Genomic DNA, 23,730 nt, shown 5'->3' with positions numbered 1-23,730 from the left:
AGCCTCGCTCCTACAGCGAAGGGCCCCGTCAGGCGCTCGATACCTTACTCATCGTCATCGAAGTTGTAGCTACCCGGCGCCAGGTTCTCGAATCGTGTGTATTTACCGATAAACGCCAGCGGACAAAGCCGATCGGCCCGTTCCGCTGCTTGCCGATGATGATCTCGGCAATACCTTTGTGTTCGGTTTCCGGGTGATATACCTCATCCCGGTATACAAACATAATGACGTCAGCATCCTGCTCAATCGCTCCGGATTCCCGGAGGTCGGAGTTGATCGGCCGTTTGTTGGGTCGTTGCTCCAGGGAGCGGTTGAGCTGGGACAGCGCCACCACCGGGCAATTGAATTCCTTGGCCAGAGCCTTCAAGGAACGGGATATCTCGGAAATCTCGTTTGTCCGATTGTCACCGCCCGATCCCGGGATCTGCATCAGTTGCAGGTAGTCGATCATGATCAGGCCGACTTCGCCATGCTCACGCACCAGGCGACGGGTGCGGGCGCGCATCTCCGACGGACTGATGCCGGCGGTATCGTCGATGAACAGCTTGCGATCATTGAGCAGGTTGACCGCCGAAGTCAGGCGCGGCCAATCGTCGTCCTCCAGCTGACCAGAACGCACCTTGGTCTGGTCGATACGACCCAGGGACGACAGCATACGCATGATCAGCGATTCGCCTGGCATCTCCAGCGAGTAAACCAGAACAGCCTTTTCGCTACGCAGTACGGCGTTTTCCACCAGGTTCATCGCAAAGGTGGTTTTACCCATGGACGGACGGCCGGCGACGATGATCAGGTCGGACGGTTGCAGGCCGCTGGTCTTCTCGTCGAGATCGGTGTAGCCAGTGGACAGGCCGGTGATGGCGTTGTCAGTGTTGAACAGGGTGTCGATGCGGTCGATGGCTTTGGTCAGCAGCTCATTGACACCCACCGGGCCGCCGGTTTTTGGCCGGGCCTCGGCGATCTGGAAAATCTGACGTTCGGCTTCATCGAGAATCTCTTCAGCGGTGCGGCCTTCCGGATTGAAAGCGCTGTCGGCAATCTCGGTGGCGATGCCGATCAACTGCCGCAAGGTCGCCCGCGCGCGAACGATTTGCGCATAAGCCTTGATGTTGGCGACGGACGGCGTGTTTTTCGCCAGTTCGCCGAGGTAACCGAGGCCGCCGACTTGCGAGGTCTGACCTTCCTTGTCCAGTTGCTCGGACAGGGTCACGACGTCGATCGGCATGTTCTGATCGGCCAGCTTGGCGATCGCGCGGAAAATCAGACGGTGGTCATGTCGATAGAAATCGCCGTCGGAGACTTGATCGAGCACGCGCTCCCAGGCGTTGTTGTCCAGCATCAGACCACCGAGTACAGCCTGTTCGGCTTCGATGGAATGCGGCGGCACCTTCAGCGCGGCGGTTTGCAGATCGTATTGCTCGGGAGCGGAGATTTCGTTCATGGCCACTTGGTTGTTTAGGAAAAGCAGGGTTGAAAACGGGAGTTACCAGAAAGACAAAGGGCACGACCTGTAAACAGGATCGTGCCCGATGTTACCGGCAAGCACCCGAGGGTGCCAGCCGACAAGTACTGCTTAAGCTGCTACCACGACAACGCGTACGGTGGCTTCAACTTCGGCGTGCAGGTGCACGGCTACGTCGAATTCACCTACGTTGCGGATGGTGCCGTTCGGCAGACGAACTTCGCTTTTTGCAACTTCAACGCCAGAGGCGGTCAGTGCATCAGCGATGTCGTGGGTGCCGATCGAACCGAACAGCTTGCCTTCGTCACCAGCGGTGGCAGTGATAGTCACTTCCAGCTCAGCCAGTTGGGCAGCGCGGCTTTCAGCCGACGATTTACGGTCTGCTGCAGCTTTTTCCAGCTCAGCGCGACGCTCTTCGAACGCAGCCAGGTTGGCTGGGGTCGCAGCGGTAGCTTTGCCGTAAGGCAGCAGGTAGTTACGACCGTAACCAGCCTTAACGTTCACTTTGTCACCCAGGTTGCCCAGGTTGGTGACTTTTTCCAGAAGGATCAGTTGCATGTGAAAATCCTCTTAACTTTTAACCTTCACCGTTCGCGTTATCGGCGTCTTTCGGCGCCAGACGACCGCGAAAATCAATCAGGCTGTCGACGATGGCCAAGACCACCAGCAACGGATAGATCAGCTGCATAAACAGCAACAGCGTGACGTACAACCCCACCAGCCAGAACCTGGCCAGTCGCTTTTGCGCCACCAGCCCGTGAATCAGGGCCAGCCCGGCGAAAACCAGCGGTACGCTGCACAACGGCACAAGCATGGACATCTGGACACCGAAGTTCGGTGTCACAACCATGCCCGCCAGCAGCAACATCGCGGGCCCCAGCGGGATTCGGACGGCGCGAAACTCGCGACCGAAACCACCGGGGTTGTACAACAACGCCTGCCAGTAGCGCCCGACAATCAGGCTCAGCACACTGACGATTTGCAACAAGGCCGCAATCAGGCCGGTCAGGATCGGTGCAATCAGGGACGCGAAACGCGCTTGCTCGTCTACCGACATCTTCTGGTAGACCTCACCGAGTAGCGACGGCATGACTTTGATCAAAGCCTGCGCCAGCATCTCGATCTGAGGACCAAAAGCCGTCCCCAGCACCACTGAAAACACCACTCCCATCGCTATGCTGACCAGCAGCACGCGGTTCCAGGACTCGCTTGCGCGCAAAACCAGCGCAAGGCTCGCAGACCCCAGCAGCACCAGAAGTGCCCGTGGGTCGTCGGAGTAAAGCCACCAGATCAACGCCGGCAGCAGTCCCAGAGCAAGAACGCCCAAGGCGTCCTTCAATCCGCGCCGCAGGAGCACAAGGCATCCGGCGGCAGCACCCAACCAATACAACAGCGGCAATGCCGCGCATCCAGCCACTACCAGAGTGGCCTGCATACGGCCCCGCATGATGAACTCAGCTAAGGCACGCATACATTCAATCCTTTGCTACGTGTCGACTGCCCGGTCTCAGCGGCCGTGGCTGTCGGTGTAGGCCAGCAGGGCCAGGAAGCGGGCGCGCTTGATAGCGGTGGCCAGCTGACGCTGATAACGAGCTTTGGTACCGGTGATGCGGCTTGGAACGATTTTGCCGGTCTCGGATACATAAGCTTTCAGAGTGTTGAGATCTTTGTAATCGATCTCTTTCACGTCTTCAGCGGTGAAGCGGCAGAATTTACGACGACGGAAGAAACGTGCCATTTGATAGGCTCCTTAAAAGGTCCGTGGATTACTCGTCAGCGTTATCGCTGTTGTCGCTGTCATCACTGTCAACGCCTTCAGCGTCGGAGTGCTCAGGACGGTCGCGACGCTCACGGCGCTCACTGCGGTTTTCTTCAGCCTTGAGCATCTCGGATTGGCCGGTAACGGCTTCTTCGCGACGGATGACCAGGTTACGGATCACTGCATCGTTGTAGCGGAAGTTGTCTTCCAGCTCGGCCAGGGCCTTGCCAGTGCATTCAACGTTCAGCATCACATAGTGAGCCTTGTGAACATTGTTGATTGCGTAGGCCAATTGACGACGGCCCCAATCTTCCAGACGGTGGATTTTGCCGCCGTCTTCTTCGATCAGCTTGGTGTAACGCTCAACCATGCCGCCGACTTGCTCGCTTTGATCCGGGTGGACCAAAAAGATGATTTCGTAATGACGCATGAATGCTCCTTACGGGTTGTAGCCTGCCGCTCAAAAGCGGTCAGACAAGGAGTGAATGACACTTATGGACTTGCGTGGGTAAGGCACATGCGTGCCTGCCGTCACAGCAAGGGGCGCAATTGTAGAGAAGGGACTGCGGAGGTGCAAGGCAATTGGTGATTATTTGAACAATATCCACCACCACTTGACTGTAGGAGCCGGCTTGCTGGCGATGGCGCACTCGAGGCGCCTTCGCTGGCAAGCCAGCTCCTACAGAAGGGTGTTCTATCAGGACTTTTTAGTGGTCACTGACGCTTTTACGCCACGCTGACGCAAGGCCTCGAACAGGCAAACGCCGGTCGCTACGGAGACGTTGAGGCTACTGACGCTACCCGCCATCGGCAGGCGCACCAGGTAGTCGCACAGGTCGCGGGTCAGGCGGCGCATGCCGCTGCCCTCTGCGCCCATAATCAGGATGGTCGGGCCCGTCAGGTCTTGCTCATAAAGACTGACTTCCGCCTCGCCTGCCGTACCGACGACCCACAAGCCACGCTGCTTGAGCTTTTCAAGTGTGCGCGCCAGGTTAGTCACAGCGACCAACGGAATCACTTCCGCGGCGCCACAGGCGACCTTTCGTACAGTAGGCGTCAGTGTCGCCGACTTGTCCTTCGGTACGATCACCGCCAGCGCACCCGCCGCATCGGCGGAACGCAGGCAGGCACCGAGGTTGTGCGGATCGGTCACGCCGTCGAGCACCAACAGCAGCGGTGCGCCTTCGGTGCGATCAAGCAGCTCGTCGAGCATCGCCTCACCCCAGACTTGGCTCGGACTTACATCCGCTACCACGCCCTGATGCACGCCTTCGACCCAGGCGTCCATTTCGCGGCGCTCGGCCTGACCAACCTGGACACGATTTTCGTTGGCCAGCTCGATCAGCGTCTGCACCCGCGGATCACTGCGGCCTTCGGCCAGCCAGATCTGCTTGACGCGTTTCGGGTGGTGACGCAGCAACGCTTCTACCGCATGTACGCCGTAGATTTTTTCCAACTGACTCATGGCTTGGCCTTTGGTTTACGCGCCCCGCCGCTTTTGGCTGGGGCCGAGCCCGCTTTTGGCGGGCCTTTACGATGTTTGCTCGGTTTGGCTGGTTTGCCGCCGACAGCCTTGTCAGGCGCCGACCGTCCGGTCTTTCCCGCAGACGCCGCTTTACCGCCGTTTTTCGCGTCGGACAGCAGCGCCTTTTTCATTTCACGACTTTTGCGTACTTCGGCGTTTTTCGCCGCCGCATCGCTAGGGCGATAAGCTTCGACAGCCTTTTCCTTGACAGGACGACGACCGGTTTTCGCCGGTGCCGGCTCTGCGGCCGTTTTCGTAGCAGACGCCGCTGGAGCTGCGGTTTCTGTACCACGTTTCTTGCGACCGATCGGCGCGCTGATGGTGGTTTCGGCCATCTCGAAGTCGATCTTGCGTTCATCAAGATCGACGCGCATGACCCGCACTTCTACGGTATCACCAAGGCGGAAGCTGCGACCGGTACGCTCACCGGCCAGGCGATGGTGTACAGGATCGAAGTGGTAGTAATCGCCCGGCAGCGCGGTGACGTGCACCAGGCCTTCGACGTAGATGTCGGTCAGCTCGACGAACAGGCCGAAACCGGTAACCGCAGTGATCACACCCGGGAACGATTCGCCCACGCGATCCTTCATGAACTCGCACTTGAGCCAGTTCACTACGTCGCGGGTTGCCTCATCGGCACGGCGCTCGCTCATCGAGCACTGCTCGCCGAGCTGCTCCAGAGCCGCTTCGTCGTACGGATAGATACGCGCCTTCGGAATGGTCATCGCACCGGCACGACGCACGTGCGGAGTGTCCTGCTTCGAATGGATGACACTGCGAATCGCCCGATGCGTGAGCAAGTCCGGGTAGCGGCGGATCGGCGAGGTGAAGTGGGTGTAAGCCTCGTAATTCAGGCCAAAGTGGCCCTGGTTATCGGCGCTGTACACCGCCTGGCTCAGCGAGCGCAGCATGACGGTCTGGATCAGATGGAAATCCGGACGATCCTTGATACCGGCCAGCAGTGCCTGGTAGTCCTTCGGCGATGGACCGTCCTTGCCTTTGTGCAGGGACAGACCGAGCTCGCCAAGGAAGGCGCGCAGTTTTTCCAGACGTTCCGGCGGCGGGCCATCGTGAACGCGATACAGCGCAGGAATTTCGTGTTTTTTCAGGAATTCGGCGGTGGCCACGTTGGCGGCCAGCATGCATTCCTCGATCAGCTTGTGCGCATCATTGCGAATGGTCGGCCGGATTTCGGCGATCTTGCGCTCGGAGCCGAAGATGATCCGGGTCTCCTGGGTTTCGAAGTCGATCGCACCGCGCACATGTCGGGCGGCCAGCAACACTTTGTACAGCGCGTACAACTGTTTGAGGTGCGGCACGACGTCGGTGTACTCGCCACGCAGCTTGCGAGCCTCGGCCACTTTTGGCGTCTCGAGCATGGCGCTGACTTTGTTGTACGTCAGGCGCGCATGGGAGTGAATCACCGCTTCGTAGAAGCAATAGTCGGTCATTTCGCCGGATTTGGAGATGGTCATCTCGCAAACCATGGCCAGACGATCGACTTGCGGATTCAGCGAGCACAGGCCGTTGGACAACTGCTCAGGCAGCATCGGAATCACGCGCTCGGGGAAGTACACCGAGTTGCCTCGAACCTGAGCCTCGGCATCCAGTGCCGAACCGAGTTTCACATAGCTGGATACGTCGGCAATCGCCACGTACAACTTCCAGCCGCCGGAGAACAGGCGCAGCTTGCCTGGCCGAGCTTCGCAGTAGACTGCGTCGTCGAAGTCGCGTGCATCTTCACCGTCGATGGTGACGAACGGCAGATGGCGCAGGTCGATGCGCTTCTCTTTGTCCTTCTCTTCGACTTCTGGCTTGAGCTTGGCCGCTTCTTTGAGCACGGCGTCCGGCCAAACGTGAGGAATGTCATAGGTACGCAGGGCGACATCGATTTCCATGCCCGGCGCCATGTAGTTACCCACGACTTCAACCACGTCACCTTGCGGCTGGAAGCGTGGCGTCGGCCAGTGAGTGATCTTCACTTCGACGAACTGACCGACCTGGGCATTGGCGTTACGGCCCGGCGTCACCAGCACTTCCTGCTGGATCTTCGGGTTGTCGGCAACGACGAAACCGATACCGCCTTCTTCGAAGTAACGACCCACGATGCTTTCGTGAGCACGGGACACCACTTCGACAATCATGCCTTCGCGGCGACCGCGACGGTCCAGACCGGAAACACGGGCCAGGGCACGGTCACCGTCAAACACCAGACGCATTTGCGCCGGGCTCATGAACAGGTCGTCACTGCCATCGTCCGGAACCAGGAAGCCGAAACCGTCGCGGTGGCCGCTGACGCGACCCAGGATCAGGTCGAGCTTGTCCACCGGCGCATACGTGCCACGACGGGTATAGATGAGTTGAGCATCGCGCTCCATGGCGCGCAGGCGGCGGCGCAGGGCTTCGATCTGGTCTTCTGTGGTCAGACCAAACTCTTCGACCAGTTGCTCGCGGTTAGCAGGCGAACCCCGATCAGCAAGATGCTGAAGGATCAGTTCGCGGCTAGGAATGGGGTTTTCATATTTTTCCGCTTCACGAGCGGCCTCGGGATCGAGGGACTGCCAATCGGCCATTAGAGAGTTTTCACCTTGTCTATATGCGGGTTAGTTTGGCATAGGCGTAATGAAACGGGAAATTTCAGGCTAAGACGCCCCATCTGAAGCCTTGTATCGACACCTCAAAGCTGATTTGTAGACCACTGGAGAAATTTTCCAGGTTTTTTTGGCGCCGGGGGTTTACAGTTAAAAAGACGCTCCGTATAGTGCGCGCCATCGACGACGGACAACGTTGCCGATACTGCCCAGATGGTGAAATTGGTAGACACGCCAGCTTCAGGTGCTGGTGACCTTACGGTCGTGGAAGTTCGAGTCTTCTTCTGGGCACCAATTTCGAGCTTGAGATTAGTTCAATTTCAAGGCTCACACAAAAACCCGCGAAAGCGGGTTTTTTGCATTCTAAGCCTCTGATTTATTAAATTTAAATCAGGGGTTTACAGATAAAAATACTCTCCGTATAGTGCGCCACATCAACAGCGGCAACGCTGAAGATAAATGCCCAGATGGTGAAATTGGTAGACACGCCAGCTTCAGGTGCTGGTGACCTTACGGTCGTGGAAGTTCGAGTCTTCTTCTGGGCACCAATTCAAATTCACGGTTACGACCTTGAATTTCACAGAAACCCGCGAAAGCGGGTTTTTGCGTTTCTGGCCTTCAAAAAAGTTAAAGCCTCCAAGCCGCACTCGACCTGTAATTGGATGCACTCGCCCAAGCCGAGGCGTCAATGCGCCACGGTGGCAGTCTAAACAGCCAACGACAGCGAGGGCGAGTCCATCCAATTACAAGTGCCAATCTGGTGCAGGTTGTTGCCTTCAACCCTAAGCTGATCGACGAAAAGTACCTTCCGAAGTCAGTAATTGATTCTCCGAGCCAAAATGGCAAGGCAAGGTCGGCTTCGTGCCTACCAGCGGCGCATTCCAGGAACAGGCCGTAGCGATTATCAAGGTGCACGGCATGGATGCAGCGGAAGAATGGCTCACCGGTTTGCGCGCCTTCGGCAAGACCTACAGCAACAACATGGTCGCCCTCAAAGCCGTGGAAAACGGCGAAGTGGCCACCGTACTGGTCAACAACTATTACTGGTTCGCCCTACAGCGCGAAAAAGGCCAGCTCGATTCGAAATTGCACTACTTCACCGGCGGCGACGCTGGCGGGCTGATCACCGTTTCCAGTGCTGCCGTGCTGAAATCCAGCAAACACCTCAAAGAGACCCATATTGCGAATGTGGAGTTTGCGGCGGCGGCGCCTTATGCAGCGTTGTTGATTCTGGTGTCGGGGTTGCCGGTATATCTACTGACGACGCGGATGTATCTGAGCCGCTGACATCGCCTTCGCGAGCAGGCTCGCTCCCACAGGTTTATGCATTCCAATGTGGGAGCGAGCCTGCTCGCGAAGAGGCCCGCTCAATCGAAGAAAACCCTAAGCCCTGAACTGCCCCAGGCTTGCCTTCAACTGCGCCGCCAACCCATCCAGCAACTTGCCGCTGGCCGTGGTTTCGACGACTGCCTGAGCTGCCTTCTCGGCCTGCGCATGAATCGTTTCCACACGGCCACGCACTGCCTGAGCCCCCTGCGCCTGATGAGCCGCCGCTTGAGTCGCGAGACCAATCGCCGCATGCACCTGCTCCACCGATGCCTGCACTGATTGCTGCAACCGTGCACTGTCACGCAACACCAGCAACCCTTCGTTAGCCTGACGCCCCGCTTGCCCGATCGCCGCCACCGCTTCGCGTGCGCCTTGCTGCAACGCCACGATATGCGACTGAATATCGCCAGTGGAGCTTTGGGTCTTGCTCGCCAGCGCCCGCACCTCGTCAGCCACCACTGCAAACCCGCGACCGGTCTCCCCGGCTCGTGCCGCTTCGATGGCCGCGTTCAGTGCCAGCAAGTTGGTTTGCTCGGCGATTCCGTGAATCACCGTCAGCACCACTTCAATCTGTTCACTTTGCTGCGCCAGTCGCTCGATCACTTGAGCACCGGTATCGACCTGCCCGGCCAATGCCTCGATCAGGCCGCCAACTTTGGCCGAAGTTCGAGTGTTTTCATCGGTGGCCTGACGAATATCCACGACCTGCCTCAACGCCGCCTGCATGGCATGGCTTTCAGATTGAGCATCGTCCGCCATTTGCGACAATGCACGAAGGCTCTCGGCCACTTCATCACGCTGCATGCCCGCTGCCGCATCGGCGCCAGCATTACGCAAAGTCATGGCACCGATTTCCACGCCGGTGCGCTGAGCCACATCACCGGCCTCACGCACAATCGGCTGCAACTTATCCACAAAGCGATTGACCGCAGAGGCCATATCGCCGATTTCGTCTTTGCTGTTGATCTGCACACGCTTGGTCAGATCGCCTTCACCGGCCGCCAGATCGTCCATAGCCGCAATCAGCATCTTCAAACGATTGACCACTCGACGCCCCAGCACCATGGCGAGCAGCAGCAGAACGCCGGCACCCACCACCGCGAGACCCAGGCCGATGCGCCAGCGCAAGGTTGCCGCCGCTCCCTGCACCGTGCTCGTGGTATTGGCTTTCATCTCGGACGCCGTGGATTGCGCAGACTGCAGCCTTGCACGCATGGCCGCCGCGCTGTCGGCTGCCGCACCTTTGAGGCTGTCGCCCACCAGTTGATCACTGCTGGCGATCAGGGCAGAGAAACGCTTGTCGAGAGCCGCCAGGTCGGTTTCCACCGAGGCTGTCGAGACGCCCATCAGGACCTTGCCGATTTCCACGCCATTGGGGTTGATCGAGGCTTCGAGGTAGTAGACCGAAGGATCGTTTTTCGCCGCATCCAGTACTTTGTCCAGCGCCCGCTCGCCCTGGCCTTTTTCCAAAAGGGCCTTATTGATCGGGTTTTCCCGGTTCAGGTAGCGCGTAAGGTGTTGGCCCGTCGCATCGTCATAGACCACGAACAACACATTTGGATTGCGCTGCGCCCGGCGGGCGAATTCGGAGAGGGTTGGAACGTCGCTGTCCCACATGGCGCGGGGTGCGACCGAAGCCAGAAGCTGCGCCATATCATTGGCGGAGTCCTTCAGGTCTTTTTCCAGGGTCGCGCGCAATTGCGCCTGTTCCTCCTCCAGTCGCGAGGATAAACCGGCCGCGAGGCGCTGACGCGTGCTGGTGGACAGACTATCGAGGCTCGACGTGACTTCACGCCCCGCCTGCTCAAGCTCGCCGGAAAGTTTTGACTGTCAGCTCCCAGGCGAAAACCCAGATCAGATTCAAGCGCAGTCACCGTGCTCCGGGTCAGAGCGACAGCCACCAGCACCTGCACCAAAAGGGCGATACCGAGAGTAACGAACACAGGCCGCAAGAGACGGCTTTGTAACAGTGAGAGAACTGCTGACACTGGAAATCCCTCTGCTTTGGCGCCATTAAATTGATAGCACGCCAGAAGCAATGCTTTTTAATGTTCGGTGCAAAGGTCATGCCGCGCGACAGGCATAAACGACAAAGGCCCCGATTAAGGGGCCTTTGTTTTTACATCAACAACTTATCAAGCGAACGGATGGCGCAGAACGATGGTTTCGTTGCGGTCCGGGCCCGTCGAAATAATGTCGATCGGCGCACCGACCAACTCTTCGACGCGTTTGATGTAGTTGCGTGCAGCCTGTGGCAGCTCTTCCAGAGTCTTGGCACCGAGGGTGGATTCTTTCCAGCCCGGCATCTCTTCGTACACTGGCTCCAGGCCGATGTAGCTGTCAGCGTCGGTCGGCGCGTCGATCACTGCACCGTCCTGGTTCTTGTAGCCAACACAGATGTTGATGGTTTCCAGGCCGTCCAGAACGTCCAGCTTGGTCAGGCACAGGCCCGAAATGCTGTTGACGTCGATGGCGCGACGCAGGATGACGGCATCGAACCAGCCGCAACGACGGGCACGGCCAGTGGTGGCGCCGAACTCGTGACCACGCTTGGCGAGGAATGCGCCAACGTCGTCGAACAGTTCAGTCGGGAACGGACCCGAACCGACGCGAGTGGTGTACGCCTTGGTGATGCCGAGGATGTAGTCCAGGAACATCGGGCCAACACCCGAACCGGTGGCGATGCCGCCCGCGGTGGTGTTGGAGCTGGTGACGTACGGGTAGGTACCGTGGTCGATGTCCAGCAGGGAGCCCTGGGCGCCTTCGAACATGATGTCCTTGCCAGCCCGACGCAGCTGGTGCAGCTCGGCGGTGACGTCGAGCATCATCGGCTTGAGCAGCTCGGCGTACTCCATGCACTCGTCCAGAGTTTTCTGGAAGTCGATCGCAGGCTCTTTGTAGTAATTGACCAGTACGAAGTTGTGGTAGTCCAGCAACTCGCCCAGCTTGGCGGCGAAACGCTCGCGGTGGAACAGGTCACCGATGCGCAGGCCACGACGAGCAACCTTGTCTTCGTATGCAGGGCCGATGCCGCGACCGGTGGTGCCGATCTTCAGCTCGCCACGGGCCTTTTCACGGGCCTGGTCCAGTGCAACGTGATAGGACAGGATCAACGGGCAGGAAGGGCTGATACGCAGGCGCTCGCGCACCGGCACGCCTTTCTCTTCCAGCTTGTTGATTTCCCGCAGCAGGGCGTCAGGTGCAACCACCACGCCGTTACCGATCAGGCACTGCACGCCTTCGCGCAGCACGCCCGACGGGATCAGGTGCAAGACGGTTTTTTCACCGTCGATCACCAGTGTGTGGCCAGCGTTGTGGCCACCCTGGTAGCGCACTACGGCGGCAGCATGTTCGGTCAGCAGATCAACGATCTTGCCTTTGCCCTCATCACCCCATTGGGTGCCCAGGACTACGACATTCTTACCCATAACACTTGTCCTCATTCGCGCAAACTTGGTGCCGGCGGCAGCCGGCAGGAAAACTCAAGAAGCCAGTGGCGATACTTGCCAAAGCCCGTTCTGCTGAATCAATTGCCGGTCGCAGTCCGCTTCACGGGCGGCGGCCAAAGGTTGCCCAGGCAAAGCCTGAACGACACGCTGACCCTCACTGCGCAACTGGCAAACCTGCTGCCAGAGTGCCGCATCCGTACTGTCAGGCATCCAGATACCGCCAGACGGTAGCTCGATCTCAGCACGCCCCAGGGTCACCAGGGTTTTCAAATCGGTGGAGAAGCCGGTTGCCGGACGGGCGCGACCGAAGTCGGCGCCGATATCGTCATAACGACCGCCCTGGGCAATGGACTGGCCAACACCCGGCACGAACACAGCGAACACTACACCGGTGTGGTAGTGATAACCGCGCAACTCGCCCAGGTCGAAATACAGCGGCAGCTCCGGGAAACGTACGGACAAACGCTCGGCAATTGCCAGCAAGTCATCCAGCGCTGCCGTCACCTGCGCCGGCGCTTTCGCCAGACGCTCGCGGGCAGCCACCAAAACCTCACGACCGCCACACAAATCGACCAGCGCCCGCAGCATGCCCGACAGCTCGGCCGGCAAGCCTTCGGTCAAGGTAATGACCTCGTCGATGGCCTTACGTTGCAATGCATCGAACAACTGCTGCTCAACTTCACCGGACAAACCGGCGGCGCGAGCCAGCCCGCGGTAGATACCCACATGTCCAAGGTCCATGTGCACGTCCGGCACATCGGCCAGTTGCAGCATGGCCAACATCAGGCTGATGACTTCGACATCACTGCTCGGACTGGCATCGCCGTACAACTCGGCACCCAACTGGATCGGACTGCGCGAAGTCGACAAGGCACGTGGCTGGGCATGCAGCACGCTACCGGCATAGCACAGGCGGTTCGGGCCTTCACGGCGCAGGGTATGCGCATCGATGCGCGCCACCTGCGGCGTGATGTCCGCCCGGAAACCCATCTGCCGGCCCGACTGCGGGTCGATAACCTTGAAGGTACGCAGATCCAGGTCCTGGCCCGCGCCGGTCAGCAGGGATTCCAGGTACTCGATATGGGGAGTCACGACAAACTCGTAACCCCAGCTCTGGAACAGATCCAACACCTGACGACGCGCGACTTCAATACGCGCCGCTTCCGGTGGCAGTACTTCTTCGATGCCATCTGGCAGCAGCCAGCGGTCTACCGTTGCCATTACGCCATTCCCCTATGATCCGGGCGGCAAGCCGTTGGGCGAGCCTTGAGTGAAGCAGAAAATGATCAGCTCAGCACAAACCACGCGCATGAGCGACGAAGCGAAAAGCCTGAAATGGGCTTCGCCAAGCACTTTCCTCGTAAAACCTGTCGAGCCATTGCGCTCGGGCACCTGCACAAAAATAGCAATCAAACGTGCAGACGCAAAAAAGCCGGGAATTTCCCGGCTGCCGCATCATACACACGTTTTCCCAAAGGATCACCCCGCCAGAGGTATTAGCCGCCCGGCGGGATGATTCGGGTCAACGTGGTATCAAGGCTTGGCTTTTTCCAGGTAGTGGAAGAAGTCACTGCTTGGGTCGAGGACCATGACGTCGGATTTGTTCGCGAAGCTTTCACGGTAGGCACGCAGGCTACGGTAGAACGCGTAGAACTCCTGATCCTGACCGTAGGCCTTGGAGTAGATCGCAGCGGCCTGGGCATCACCATCACCGCGAGTCTCTTCTGACTCACGATAGGCTTCAGCCAGCAGCACGCGGCGTTGACGATCGGCGTCGGCACGGATGCCTTCTGCCAGCTCGTTACCCTTGGCGCGGTGCTCACGAGCTTCACGCTCACGCTCGGTGCTCATGCGCTCGAACACGCTGCGGTTCACTTCTTTCGGCAGGTCGATGGTCTTGACCCGGACATCGACAACCTCGATCCCCAGCTCTTTTTCGGCCATCTTGTTCAGCGACGCAGTGATGTCCGCCATCAGCGCATCACGCTCACCCGATACCACTTCGTGCAGGGTGCGCTTGCCGAACTGGTCACGCAGGCCCGATTCCAGACGACGGGACAGACGCTCGTCGGCAATCTGCTTGAGACCGGAAGTCGCGGTGTAGAAACGCTCGGCGTCCTTCACGCGCCACTTGGCGTAGGCATCGACCATCACGGCTTTCTTTTCCAGCGTCAGGAAGCGCTGTGTCGGTGCATCCAGCGTCATCAGGCGTGCGTCGAATTTGCGCACCTGGTTAACGTAAGGCACTTTCACATGCAGGCCTGGTTGAACATCGGTCTGGACCACGCGACCGAACTGCAGCAACACCGCGCGCTCGGTCTGAGCCACGATGTAGAAGCAGTTCCAGGCAGCGATCGCCACAACGACGCCGACAATAAGGGCGATCAGCGATTTATTGCTCATCAGCGACTCTCCCTGGTACGTGCTTGCTGTTGCTGCAGATCAGCTGCCGCACGTGCATTCGCTTCATTGCCGGTGGCTGCCGCACTGGTCACCGGAGTGCTGGTGCTGCGACCACTTTCGACCATCTTGTCCAGCGGCAGGTAAAGCAGATTGCTCTGGCCATTCTTGTTACCGGTCACGAGAACCTTGCTGGTGTTGCTGAAGACTTCCTGCATGGTGTCCAGGTACAGACGCTGGCGAGTAACTTCAGGGGCCTTGCGGTACTCGGCAACCAGTTTGGTGAAGCGATCGGCCTCACCCTTGGCACGCGAGACGGTTTCGTCACGGTAGCCATTGGCATCTTCAAGAATGCGCTGGGCCTGACCACGGGCTTCCGGCACGACGCCGTTGGCATAGGTTTCAGCCTGGTTGCGCGAACGCTGCTCGTCTTCACGGGCACGGATCACGTCATCGAAGGCTTCCTGCACTTCACGCGGTGCCGCTGCACTCTGTACGTTGACCTGGGTAACGGTGATACCGGTGCGATAGGTATCCATGAAGCGTTGCAGACGCTCCTTGATTTCGCTGGCCATCAATTCACGACCTTCGGTCAACACCTGATCCATCGCGGTGGAGCCCACCACATGGCGCAAGGCGCTGTCAGTCGCGTGCTGCAGGCTGATTTCCGGCTGATCGACGCTCAGCACGAAATCCTGCAGATTGCTGATCTTGTACTGCACGGTCAAAGGCACTTCGACGATGTTTTCGTCTTCAGTCAGCATTTGACCTTGCTTGGTGTACGCACGCTCACGCGTGACGTTTTCCATGTACTTCTTGTCGATCGGCGGGAAATAGATATTCAGACCCGGGCCAACGGTTTCGTAGTACTTGCCGAAGCGCAGCACCACGGCTTGCTCCTGCTCGTCGACTACATAGACAGCGCTGTACAGCCATACGGCTGCCAGCACGACCAGGCCGATCCCGAGCAGACCGCCGAAGCCGCCGCTCCTGCCCGAACCACCACCGTCCTCACCACGTTTCTTGCCACCACCGAACAACCCGTTCAGGCTTTCCTGCAGCTTTCGGAAGGCCTCGTCGAGATCTGGCGGCCCCTTGCGATCGCCGTTATTACGGCGCTTGCCACCCCAAGGATCCTGATTATTCGAGTTGCCACCCGGCTCATTCCAAGCCATAGCGCTCTCCATCTGATAAAGCAAAGACGCACCCACGGCGCGCCGACCAATGCTACAGAATGCCTGTCACCACGGCACAACCGCTTTCTCAGGCTTTTATTGCAAAGTGTGTTGCTCGATGAAATCCAGCGGCTGCAGACCTTCGCGGCTTACCAGTCGATTCAATTCGACTCGCGGCAGGCGAACGGCCAGCAAGCTGATGCCTTCTTCGTCGTGTTCTTCTTTCTGTACCGCACCGACTTCAAAAAACTGCGCACGCAGTCGAGCAAAACGTTGCGGCAAGCGCAAGGTACCAACAAACAAATCATCGCCGAGCAGCTCTGCCACGGCCTGTTTGAGCAAGTCCAGACCCGTACCGTCCTTGGCCGACAACCAGACCCGCTGCGGCTTGCCATCGGCATCGCGCTGGATCTGCGGCTCAACGCCCTCGAGCAAATCGAGTTTGTTGTATACCTCCAGGATCGGCAAGTCTTGAGCCCCGATCTCCCCGAGCACCACCATGACCTGTTCAATCTGGGCCATACGCTCGGGTTCATGGGAGTCGATCACGTGCAACAGCAGGTCGGAGTTGCTCGACTCTTCGAGCGTAGCCCGAAATGCCTCGACCAGTTTGTGCGGCAGGTGGCGAATAAAACCCACGGTGTCGGCCAGTACGATCGGCCCGAGGTCATTGAGCTCGAGCCGGCGCAGGGTCGGGTCGAGGGTGGCGAACAACTGGTCAGCGGCGAAGACGTCGGACTCGGTCACCGAGTTGAAGAGCGTCGATTTGCCGGCGTTGGTATAACCCACCAGTGAAACCGTCGGGATGTCAGCGCGCTTGCGGCCACGACGCGACTGCTCGCGCTGGCTGCGGACCTTTTCCAGGCGCCCCTTGATCTGGCGCAGGCGAACCCGCAACAGGCGCCGGTCGGTTTCCAGCTGGGTTTCACCAGGACCACGCAGACCGATACCGCCCTTCTGCCGCTCAAGGTGAGTCCAGCCACGAACCAGCCGCGTACTCATGTGCTCAAGCTGGGCCAGTTCAACCTGGAGCTTGCCTTCATGGGTGCGGGCGCGTTGGGCGAAGATATCGAGAATCAGACCCGTGCGGTCGATCACGCGACACTCGAAAACCCGTTCGAGGTTGCGTTCCTGACTGGGCGTGAGGATGTGATTGAAAATCACCAGATCTACCTGCTCGGCGTTGACCAGGTCGCGTAACTCCTCGACCTTGCCGCTGCCAATCAGGTATTTGGCGGTTGGCCGATTACGCGGCACGTTAAAAAACGCGACGGTCTCGGCGCCTGCCGACATTGCCAACTCCTGAAACTCCTGCGGATCTTCGCGCGCCTCAGGGTCCTGACCATCCAAGTGAACGAGAATGGCTCGCTCACCACCACCGTGGCGCTCAAAGAACAAAGGAGACTCCTATCAGGCGTTACCTGGCTCAGTATCACCTGCTTCGGATTCGGTTGCGCTAGGCAGACGAATTGGACGAACCGGCACTACTGTAGAGATAGCGTGTTTGTAGACCATTTGGCTGACGGTGTTTTTCAGCAGGATAACGAACTGGTCGAAAGACTCGATCGTGCCTTGCAGTTTGATACCGTTGACCAGGTAGATGGATACCCCAACTTTCTCTTTACGCAAAGTATTCAAGTAAGGGTCTTGTAGCGAATGCCCTTTTGACATGTGCCGCACTCCTTTAAGGATTCAATATAAAAAAATAGGTAAACAAATGACTTGTGGCCGTCACACCCCCAAGGATAGACGGCAATTGCAAGGACTCAGCTCAATATGGAGATGGTCCCCAGGTATTTCAAGGCGCGTGGCAGATTGTCGCAATCCAGGCTGTCCAGCCAATGTAAATCAGCCCAACTGCGCAACCAGGTGAACTGACGCTTTGCCAACTGGCGCGTGGCGATGACTCCACGCTCCTGCATTTGGGCTGACGTCAGCTTGCCATCCAGGTAGTCCCAGACTTGTCTGTAGCCTACTGCACGTATCGACGGCAACCCGGCATGCAGGTCACTTCGCTTACGCAGGGCTACGACCTCGTCGATGAACCCCTGTTCCAACATTAAAGTGAATCTTTGTTTAATTCGCTCGTGCAGTACCTGACGATTTGCCGGGGCAATCGCCAAGTTCGCGACAGTATAGGGCAATTGTTGCCGTCCCGAAGCGGCTGCTTCAGTACTTTGCGCAGATTGTTGCAAACGAAGGGCAGTCATGCTTTGACCGCTTACGCGATAAACCTCCAGCGCTCGACTGAGTCGCTGCGGATCGTTCGGATGAATGCGCGCCGCAGAAACCGGATCGATCACTGCCAATTGCTCGTGCAAGGCTTGCCAGCCAAGGCGTGCAGCTTCTTCTTCGATCTGCGCGCGCACGTCCGGGTCGGCAGCCGGCATGTCTGCCAGGCCTTCGAGCAAAGCCTTGTAGTAGAGCATTGTGCCGCCTACCAACAGCGGAATTTTTCCGCGCGCCGTGATGTCGGCCATGGCTTCGAGGGCGTCACGCCGAAAATCCGCAGCCGAATAGCTTTCTGCCGGGTCAAGAATGTCGATCAGACGGTGCGGAAACTGCGCCAAAAGCTCTTTCGATGGCTTGGCAGTGCCGATGTCCATGCCTCGGTAGACCAGCGCCGAATCGACGCTGATCAGTTCGCAAGGCAGCACTTTGGTGAGTTCGATGGCCAGGTCGGTCTTGCCGGCGGCGGTCGGACCCATCAGAAAAATCGCAGGAGGGAACTGGCTCATCAGCGACCACGCAAGAACAGTTTGTCCAGATCGTCCAGGCCCAGTTGGGTCCAGGTCGGCCGACCATGGTTGCATTGACCGCTGCGCTCAGTGTTTTCCATATCACGCAGCAGACCGTTCATTTCCGGCAACGCCAGGCGCCGATTCGCCCGCACCGCACCGTGGCAGGCCATGGTCCCGAGCAGTTCGTTCAGGTGCGCCTGAATGCGGTCGCTGGTGCCGTACTCCATCAAATCCGCGAGCACATCGCCGACCAGTCGATTGGCTTCCGCCTGCTTGAGCAGGGCCGGAATCTGCCGGATCGCCAGGGTTTCCGGACCCAGACGCTGCAATTCAAAGCCCAGACGCTGGAACCAGGCAACATGCTCTTCTGCACAATCAGCTTCACGCTGACTGACCGCCAGCGACTCGGGGACCAGCAGCGGCTGGCCACTCAGGCCTTCGCTGGCCATGGCGATTTTCAGACGCTCGTACATGATCCGCTCGTGAGCGGCGTGCATGTCCACCAGCACCAGCCCCTGAGCGTTTTCCGAAAGAATGTAGATGCCCTTGAGCTGCGCCAGCGCATAACCCAGCGGCGGAATGTCGCCCTGCCCGTCCGGCAGCGCTACCGCGCTGGCTTGCGGCAATGGCGCGAAGAACTCGCGATACGCAGCCTGGGCTTCGGCGGCGGGTACAGCCGATTGAGGTCGCGGGGTGTATTGGTATTGATATCCCGCGCCAGCGCCCGACCCGGCTGGCGCACTGAATGACGGTGGTGCCTGAGGCTGCTCCAGCAGCGCATTGGCGGCCAGACGCATTTCAGCCTGTGGGCCGAACTCGCCCGCTTCGAGGCCCGTAGGCCGGACGATGGCCGTCGCAACCGGTGCGGCCAGATGATCATCCGGCCGAACATCGCCCAAGGCGCGGTGCAGGGTGCCATAAAGAAAATCGTGGACCATGCGCCCGTCACGGAAGCGCACTTCGTGCTTGGTCGGGTGCACGTTGACGTCAACACCCGCTGGATCGACCTCGAAAAACAGCACGAATGTCGGGTGTCGGCCATTGAACAGCACGTCGCGATAAGCCTGGCGCACCGCATGGGCCACCAGTTTGTCGCGCACGGCGCGGCCGTTGACGAAGAAATACTGCAAATCTGCCTGACTGCGGTTAAAGGTCGGCAATCCGACCCAGCCCCACAAATGCAGGCCGTTACGCTCGATTTCGATCGGCAGCGCCTGTTCCAGGAAACCCGGACCGCAAATCGCCGCTACCCGCCGGGCACGGGCCGCATCATCGTGGGCCTCATGCAGGCTGAGGATAGTTTTGCCGTTGTGGCGCAGATGGAACGCCACGTCGAAGCGCGCCAGAGCCAAGCGTTTGATCACTTCTTGCAGATGATCGAATTCGGTTTTTTCGGTCTTGAGAAACTTGCGGCGTGCCGGCGTGTTGAAAAACAGATCACGAACTTCGACAGAAGTGCCCACTGGGTGCGCCGCCGGTTGCACGCGGGGCGCCATGTCACGGCCTTCGGTCTCGACCTGCCAGGCCTGATCGGCATCGCGGGTGCGCGATGTCAGGGTCAAACGCGCCACGGAACTGATCGACGCCAGCGCCTCACCGCGAAAGCCCAGGCTCATGACCTGTTCCAGATCTTCCAGATTGCGAATCTTGCTGGTGGCGTGTCGGGCCAGCGCCAGTGGCAGGTCATCGGCAGAAATGCCGCTGCCATCGTCACGCACCCGCAGCAACTTGACGCCACCCTGCTCGACATCGACGTCGATACGTTTGGCGCCGGAGTCGAGGCTGTTTCCAGCAACTCTTTGATCACCGATGCCGGGCGTTCAACCACCTCACCGGCGGCGATCTGGTTCGCCAGCCGAGGGCTGAGCAGCTCGATGCGGGCAGCGTTCGACAGCACCTGGTTCATTCTTTGGCCGCCAGTTCTGTGCCTGGAATGGTCAAGTGCTGACCAACCTTGAGCTCGTCGCTCGGCAGGTTGTTGGCGCTGCGCAATGTGGCCGGCGATACCTGATAACGCACGGCGATCATCGCCAGTGTCTCGCCCGGGCTCACCCGGTGATCACGTGGACCTTGAGCGATTTTCCCGGAGTCACGCAGCCAGGCGATATAGGTGCCGGGTGGCGGATTTTGCTGGAAGAACTGACGCACGCCGCTGCTAATGGAACGTGCCAGCGCCTGCTGGTGGCTCGATGCGGCAAGTTTCGAGGCTTCGTTGGCGTTGGAGATAAACCCGGTTTCCACCAGGATCGACGGAATATCCGGCGATTTCAGTACCATGAACCCGGCCTGTTCAACCCGTTGCTTGTGCAGCGGCGTGACCCGACCGATGTTACTCAATACTTTCTGACCAACGTTCAGGCTGGAGGTCAGGGACGCGGTCATCGACAAGTCGAGCAGCACGCCGGCGAGCATGCGGTCCTTGTCGTCGAGACTGACGTTCCCGGCACCACCGATCAAGTCGGAACGGTTTTCGCTATCGGCCAGCCAGCGCGCGGTCTCCGATGTGGCGCCACGATCAGACAGGGCGAACACCGAGGCCCCGAAAGCGGCGGCCGAAGGTGCGGCGTCGGCGTGGATCGAGACGAACAGATCGGCGCCCTTCTTGCGGGCGATTTCGGTACGCCCACGCAAAGGAATGAAGTAGTCGCCGGTGCGGGTCAGTTCGGCGCGGAAGCCTTTCATGCCGTTGACCTGACGTTGCAGTTCCCGGGCGATGGCCAGCACCACGTCTTTTTCGCGTTGACCGCGAGAGCCGGATGCGCCTGGATCTTCGCCACCGTGACCGGCATCGATCACCACAATGATGTCGCGCTTGCCCGCCGGTGCCGGCGGCAATTTGATTGCCGGTTCCGTCGGCGTGACAGGGACAGCCGGCACCGTAGCCACCGACGGCGTCGGCGCAGGAGGTGGTGCGGCATCGGCCGGGTTATCGAACAGATCGACCACCAGTCGGTTGCCGTACTGGGCGTTCGGAGCCAGGGAGAAGCTTTTCGGGGTAACGGCCTTTTTCAGGTCGATGACCACCCGCAGGTCGGTCGGCGTGCGTTGGGCCGAGCGCATGGCGGTGATCGGAGTATTCGCACTGTTGACGCTCAACGGTGCACCAAGGGTCGCGCCGTTGATGTCGATGACCAGTCGATCCGGAGCCGACAGGGTAAAGACGCTGTGCTGCACCGGGCCGGTCAGGTCAAACACCAGCCGTGTGTTGTCCGGCGCCCGCCACAGGCGAACGCTGTTGACCTTCGTCTCGGCCACGGCGTCGACGGTCACCGCCAAAAACAACACCCCTACGGCAGCAACCAACGCGCGAAAGCGCATACCTAACCCCATCATCTATTTGGATTCCAATGCCAAAGCGGCACACCACGACTCGCCACGCGAGCCCTGGGATAAAATTTTCAGCGAACGCCCGCTGTCTTGCGGGCTAATGGTAATGGTCAGGTCGGGCTTTGGCAAAAAGCCTGCACCTTTATCAGGCCACTCGATCAGGCACAGAGCGTCGTCTTCGAAATAGTCGCGGATGCCGAGGAATTCCAGCTCTTCCGGATCGACCAGGCGATACAGGTCGAAATGGAAGGCGCGAGTGTCGCCAATCTCGTAAGGCTCGACCAGAGTGAAGGTTGGGCTTTTTACCGCCCCGACGTGCCCAAGGCCACGGATTATGCCTCGGGACAGCGTGGTTTTGCCCATTCCAAGGTTACCTTCGAGAAAGATCAGACCGTGTCCTTTAGTGGTTTGGGCGATGCGTGCGCCAAACGCGGTCATCGCCTCTTCATTAGCCAGGTACAGGGTTACTTCAGACACGGTGCTTGCTCCTCCAACAACTGACGAATGGCTGGAATCAGATCACTGGCCGCCAGCCCGCGGCCGAATTTACCTTGTTGTTCACCAGCGTTGGCGTGCAGCCAGACTGCCAGGCAGGCCGCGTCGAACGCGCCCATGCCCTGAGCCAGCAGTGCACCGACCAGACCGGCCAGCACATCGCCCAAACCGGCGGTGGCCATTGCCGGGTGACCCTGATGACACACGGCCAGCCGTCCGTCGGGACTGGCGATCAGGCTGCCGGCACCCTTGAGCACCACAACCGCTGTATATTTTTTGCTCAACGCATGGGCCGCCGCCGGGCGATCTGCATGGACCTCTGCGGTACTCATTCCCAGCAACCGCGCCGCTTCGCCAGGATGCGGCGTGATCACGCAATCCTTGGGCAAGTTCACCCGCTCCTCGGCCAGCATGTTCAGCGCATCAGCGTCCCAGACTTGCGGCAATGGCGCGTTGGCCGCGGCCGACAACAGACCGCGCCCCCAGGCGCCCTGACCCAATCCCGGACCGACAACTAATACGGACACTTTTTGTAGCAATCCCATCAACTGATTGGCCGACGAAGTGCCCAACACCATCGCCTCGGGGATTCTCGCCAAAGCGGCGGGCACATGTTCGCCGCGAGTCGCCACCGACACCATGCCCGCGCCGCTGCGCAGTGCGCTTTGCGCGCTTAGCAGAATCGCGCCACCCAATCCGCGATCACCGCCGATCAGCAGCACATGGCCAAATTTGCCCTTATGGGAAGTGGGTGCCCGGGAGGCCAACTGCGGCAGGTTACCGGCGTTCAGTCGACGAGCACTGGCCGGCGCATCTTTGAGCATCTGCGGATCGGCATGCAAGTCGTTGAAGACCAGTTCACCCACCACGTCCGCCGCATCGCCGGTGAACAATCCCAGTTTCAAGCCGATGAACGTGACCGTCAGATCGGCTCGTACTGCACAGCCGAGGATGCGACCGGTATCAGCGCACAGTCCGGAAGGGATATCCACCGCCACCACTGGCTGTTCGCTGGCATTGATTGCAGCGATGACGCGGGCGTACGGCTCGCGCACGTCCCCAGCCAGACCCGTGCCGAGCAAGGCGTCCAGCACGAGGCCGCGAAACTCGGATTGCGCGCTCCAGGCTTCGATGAAAACGTTTTCGGACACTGCCTCTGCATGGGCCAATGCCGCATCACCGCCAAGCAGCCGCGGCTCGCTCGCTGCCAGCACCCGAACAGACCACCCGGCACGCTGCGCCAACACTGCCACCAGGTAACCGTCGCCGGCGTTATTACCGTGACCGGCGACGACGGTCAATTCGTTCGCCGTCGGCCACTGACGGACCAACGCACGCCAGGTTGCCCGTGCGGCCCTCTGCATCAGTTCGAAGCCCTTTGTTCCGGCCGCGATCAGGCTCGCATCGAGCCCTCGCACTTGCGCGGCGCTATACAGCGCGTCGGGTAAATCATCTTTAGTGTGCGGCATGCGTCTTC

The 23,730-nt window shown here is 59.4% G+C and carries 16 protein-coding genes, 2 tRNA genes and 5 pseudogenes; 4 read left to right on the top strand and 19 right to left on the bottom strand.

Annotation, left to right across the window (positions count from 1 at the left end; all coding sequences use genetic code 11):
• Positions 1-44: 44 nt before the first annotated feature.
• The 7 genes and pseudogenes from dnaB to rnr form a co-directional block, all read right to left on the bottom strand.
• A pseudogene (dnaB, locus tag CES87_RS12825) lies at positions 45-1,441 on the bottom strand (replicative DNA helicase).
• A 132-nt stretch (positions 1,442-1,573) separates the two neighbouring features.
• Positions 1,574-2,020 (bottom strand): 50S ribosomal protein L9, encoded by a 447-nt coding sequence (rplI, locus tag CES87_RS12820; protein WP_008058981.1) that lies wholly within the window; start codon positions 2,018-2,020, stop codon positions 1,574-1,576.
• 19 nt (positions 2,021-2,039) lie between these two features.
• Positions 2,040-2,933: a hypothetical protein gene (locus CES87_RS12815; RefSeq protein ID WP_128606390.1), complete on the bottom strand. Its 894-nt coding sequence runs from the start codon at positions 2,931-2,933 to the stop codon at positions 2,040-2,042.
• Between the two features lie 36 nt (positions 2,934-2,969).
• Positions 2,970-3,200 carry a 30S ribosomal protein S18 gene (gene rpsR, locus CES87_RS12810; protein ID WP_002551829.1) on the bottom strand — a complete coding sequence of 77 codons (231 nt, stop codon included), beginning with the start codon at positions 3,198-3,200 and terminating at the stop codon, positions 2,970-2,972.
• A gap of 28 nt (positions 3,201-3,228) precedes the next feature.
• Entirely contained in the window at positions 3,229-3,651 is a 423-nt protein-coding gene (rpsF, locus tag CES87_RS12805; protein WP_007939579.1) for a 30S ribosomal protein S6, read from the bottom strand.
• A gap of 267 nt (positions 3,652-3,918) precedes the next feature.
• Positions 3,919-4,686, bottom strand: coding sequence for a 23S rRNA (guanosine(2251)-2'-O)-methyltransferase RlmB (rlmB, locus tag CES87_RS12800; RefSeq protein ID WP_128606389.1), 768 nt, complete (start codon positions 4,684-4,686; stop codon positions 3,919-3,921).
• A complete protein-coding gene (rnr, locus tag CES87_RS12795) occupies positions 4,683-7,319 on the bottom strand; it encodes a ribonuclease R (RefSeq protein WP_128606388.1) in 2,637 nt (878 codons plus the stop codon). Before rnr ends, rlmB begins: the two co-directional genes overlap by 4 nt.
• A 225-nt stretch (positions 7,320-7,544) precedes the next feature.
• Between rnr and CES87_RS12790 the strand changes: the two genes are divergently transcribed.
• The 4 genes and pseudogenes from CES87_RS12790 to CES87_RS33055 form a co-directional block, all read left to right on the top strand.
• Positions 7,545-7,631: transfer RNA gene (locus CES87_RS12790), tRNA-Leu, on the top strand.
• A gap of 167 nt (positions 7,632-7,798) precedes the next feature.
• A tRNA-Leu gene (locus CES87_RS12785) sits at positions 7,799-7,885 on the top strand.
• Between the two features lie 212 nt (positions 7,886-8,097).
• Positions 8,098-8,510 (top strand): annotated as a pseudogene (locus CES87_RS12780) (ABC transporter substrate-binding protein); the annotation flags it as partial.
• Positions 8,511-8,513: 3 nt separating this feature from the next.
• Positions 8,514-8,624, top strand: a pseudogene (locus CES87_RS33055) (hypothetical protein); the annotation flags it as partial.
• Between the two features lie 96 nt (positions 8,625-8,720).
• Here CES87_RS33055 and CES87_RS12775 read toward each other — a convergent pair.
• From CES87_RS12775 to CES87_RS12720, 12 genes and pseudogenes are all read right to left on the bottom strand, one after another.
• Positions 8,721-10,654, bottom strand: a pseudogene (locus tag CES87_RS12775) (methyl-accepting chemotaxis protein).
• Positions 10,655-10,801: 147 nt separating this feature from the next.
• Positions 10,802-12,094, bottom strand: coding sequence for an adenylosuccinate synthase (locus CES87_RS12770; protein WP_095192127.1), 1,293 nt, complete (start codon positions 12,092-12,094; stop codon positions 10,802-10,804).
• A 54-nt stretch (positions 12,095-12,148) separates the two neighbouring features.
• The gene (locus CES87_RS12765) at positions 12,149-13,336 is read right to left on the bottom strand and encodes an ATP phosphoribosyltransferase regulatory subunit (protein WP_128606387.1); all 1,188 of its coding nucleotides are present in this window, start codon (positions 13,334-13,336) and stop codon (positions 12,149-12,151) included.
• A gap of 312 nt (positions 13,337-13,648) precedes the next feature.
• A complete protein-coding gene (gene hflC / locus CES87_RS12760) occupies positions 13,649-14,518 on the bottom strand; it encodes a protease modulator HflC (protein ID WP_128606386.1) in 870 nt (289 codons plus the stop codon).
• Positions 14,518-15,690: an FtsH protease activity modulator HflK gene (hflK, locus tag CES87_RS12755; protein ID WP_128606385.1), complete on the bottom strand. Its 1,173-nt coding sequence runs from the start codon at positions 15,688-15,690 to the stop codon at positions 14,518-14,520. Before hflK ends, hflC begins: the two co-directional genes overlap by 1 nt.
• 96 nt (positions 15,691-15,786) lie before the next feature.
• Complete coding sequence (gene hflX / locus CES87_RS12750; RefSeq protein WP_128606384.1) at positions 15,787-17,088, bottom strand: ribosome rescue GTPase HflX; 1,302 nt, start codon at positions 17,086-17,088, stop codon at positions 15,787-15,789.
• Positions 17,089-17,100: 12 nt separating this feature from the next.
• Positions 17,101-17,361, bottom strand: coding sequence for an RNA chaperone Hfq (hfq, locus tag CES87_RS12745; protein WP_057397732.1), 261 nt, complete (start codon positions 17,359-17,361; stop codon positions 17,101-17,103).
• 95 nt (positions 17,362-17,456) lie between these two features.
• Positions 17,457-18,428, bottom strand: a complete 972-nt coding sequence (gene miaA / locus CES87_RS12740; RefSeq protein WP_128606383.1) for a tRNA (adenosine(37)-N6)-dimethylallyltransferase MiaA — start codon at positions 18,426-18,428, stop codon at positions 17,457-17,459.
• Positions 18,428-20,325: pseudogene (gene mutL / locus CES87_RS12735) on the bottom strand (DNA mismatch repair endonuclease MutL). The gene miaA and the pseudogene mutL overlap by 1 nt, the downstream one beginning before the upstream one ends.
• A gap of 8 nt (positions 20,326-20,333) precedes the next feature.
• Positions 20,334-21,764, bottom strand: a complete 1,431-nt coding sequence (locus CES87_RS12730) for an N-acetylmuramoyl-L-alanine amidase (protein ID WP_128606382.1) — start codon at positions 21,762-21,764, stop codon at positions 20,334-20,336.
• A complete protein-coding gene (gene tsaE / locus CES87_RS12725) occupies positions 21,765-22,235 on the bottom strand; it encodes a tRNA (adenosine(37)-N6)-threonylcarbamoyltransferase complex ATPase subunit type 1 TsaE (protein WP_128606381.1) in 471 nt (156 codons plus the stop codon). It lies immediately after the preceding gene.
• Complete coding sequence (locus CES87_RS12720; protein ID WP_128606380.1) at positions 22,223-23,722, bottom strand: NAD(P)H-hydrate dehydratase; 1,500 nt, start codon at positions 23,720-23,722, stop codon at positions 22,223-22,225. The genes tsaE and CES87_RS12720 overlap by 13 nt, the downstream gene beginning before the upstream one ends.
• Between the last annotated feature and the right edge of the window lie 8 nt (positions 23,723-23,730).

It is taken from the genome of Pseudomonas sp. ERMR1:02 (assembly GCF_002277815.1).
GTDB lineage: Bacteria > Pseudomonadota > Gammaproteobacteria > Pseudomonadales > Pseudomonadaceae > Aquipseudomonas.
Note: the sequence above shows the minus strand (reverse complement) of the source record. Positions and strands in the feature narration are given on the sequence as shown.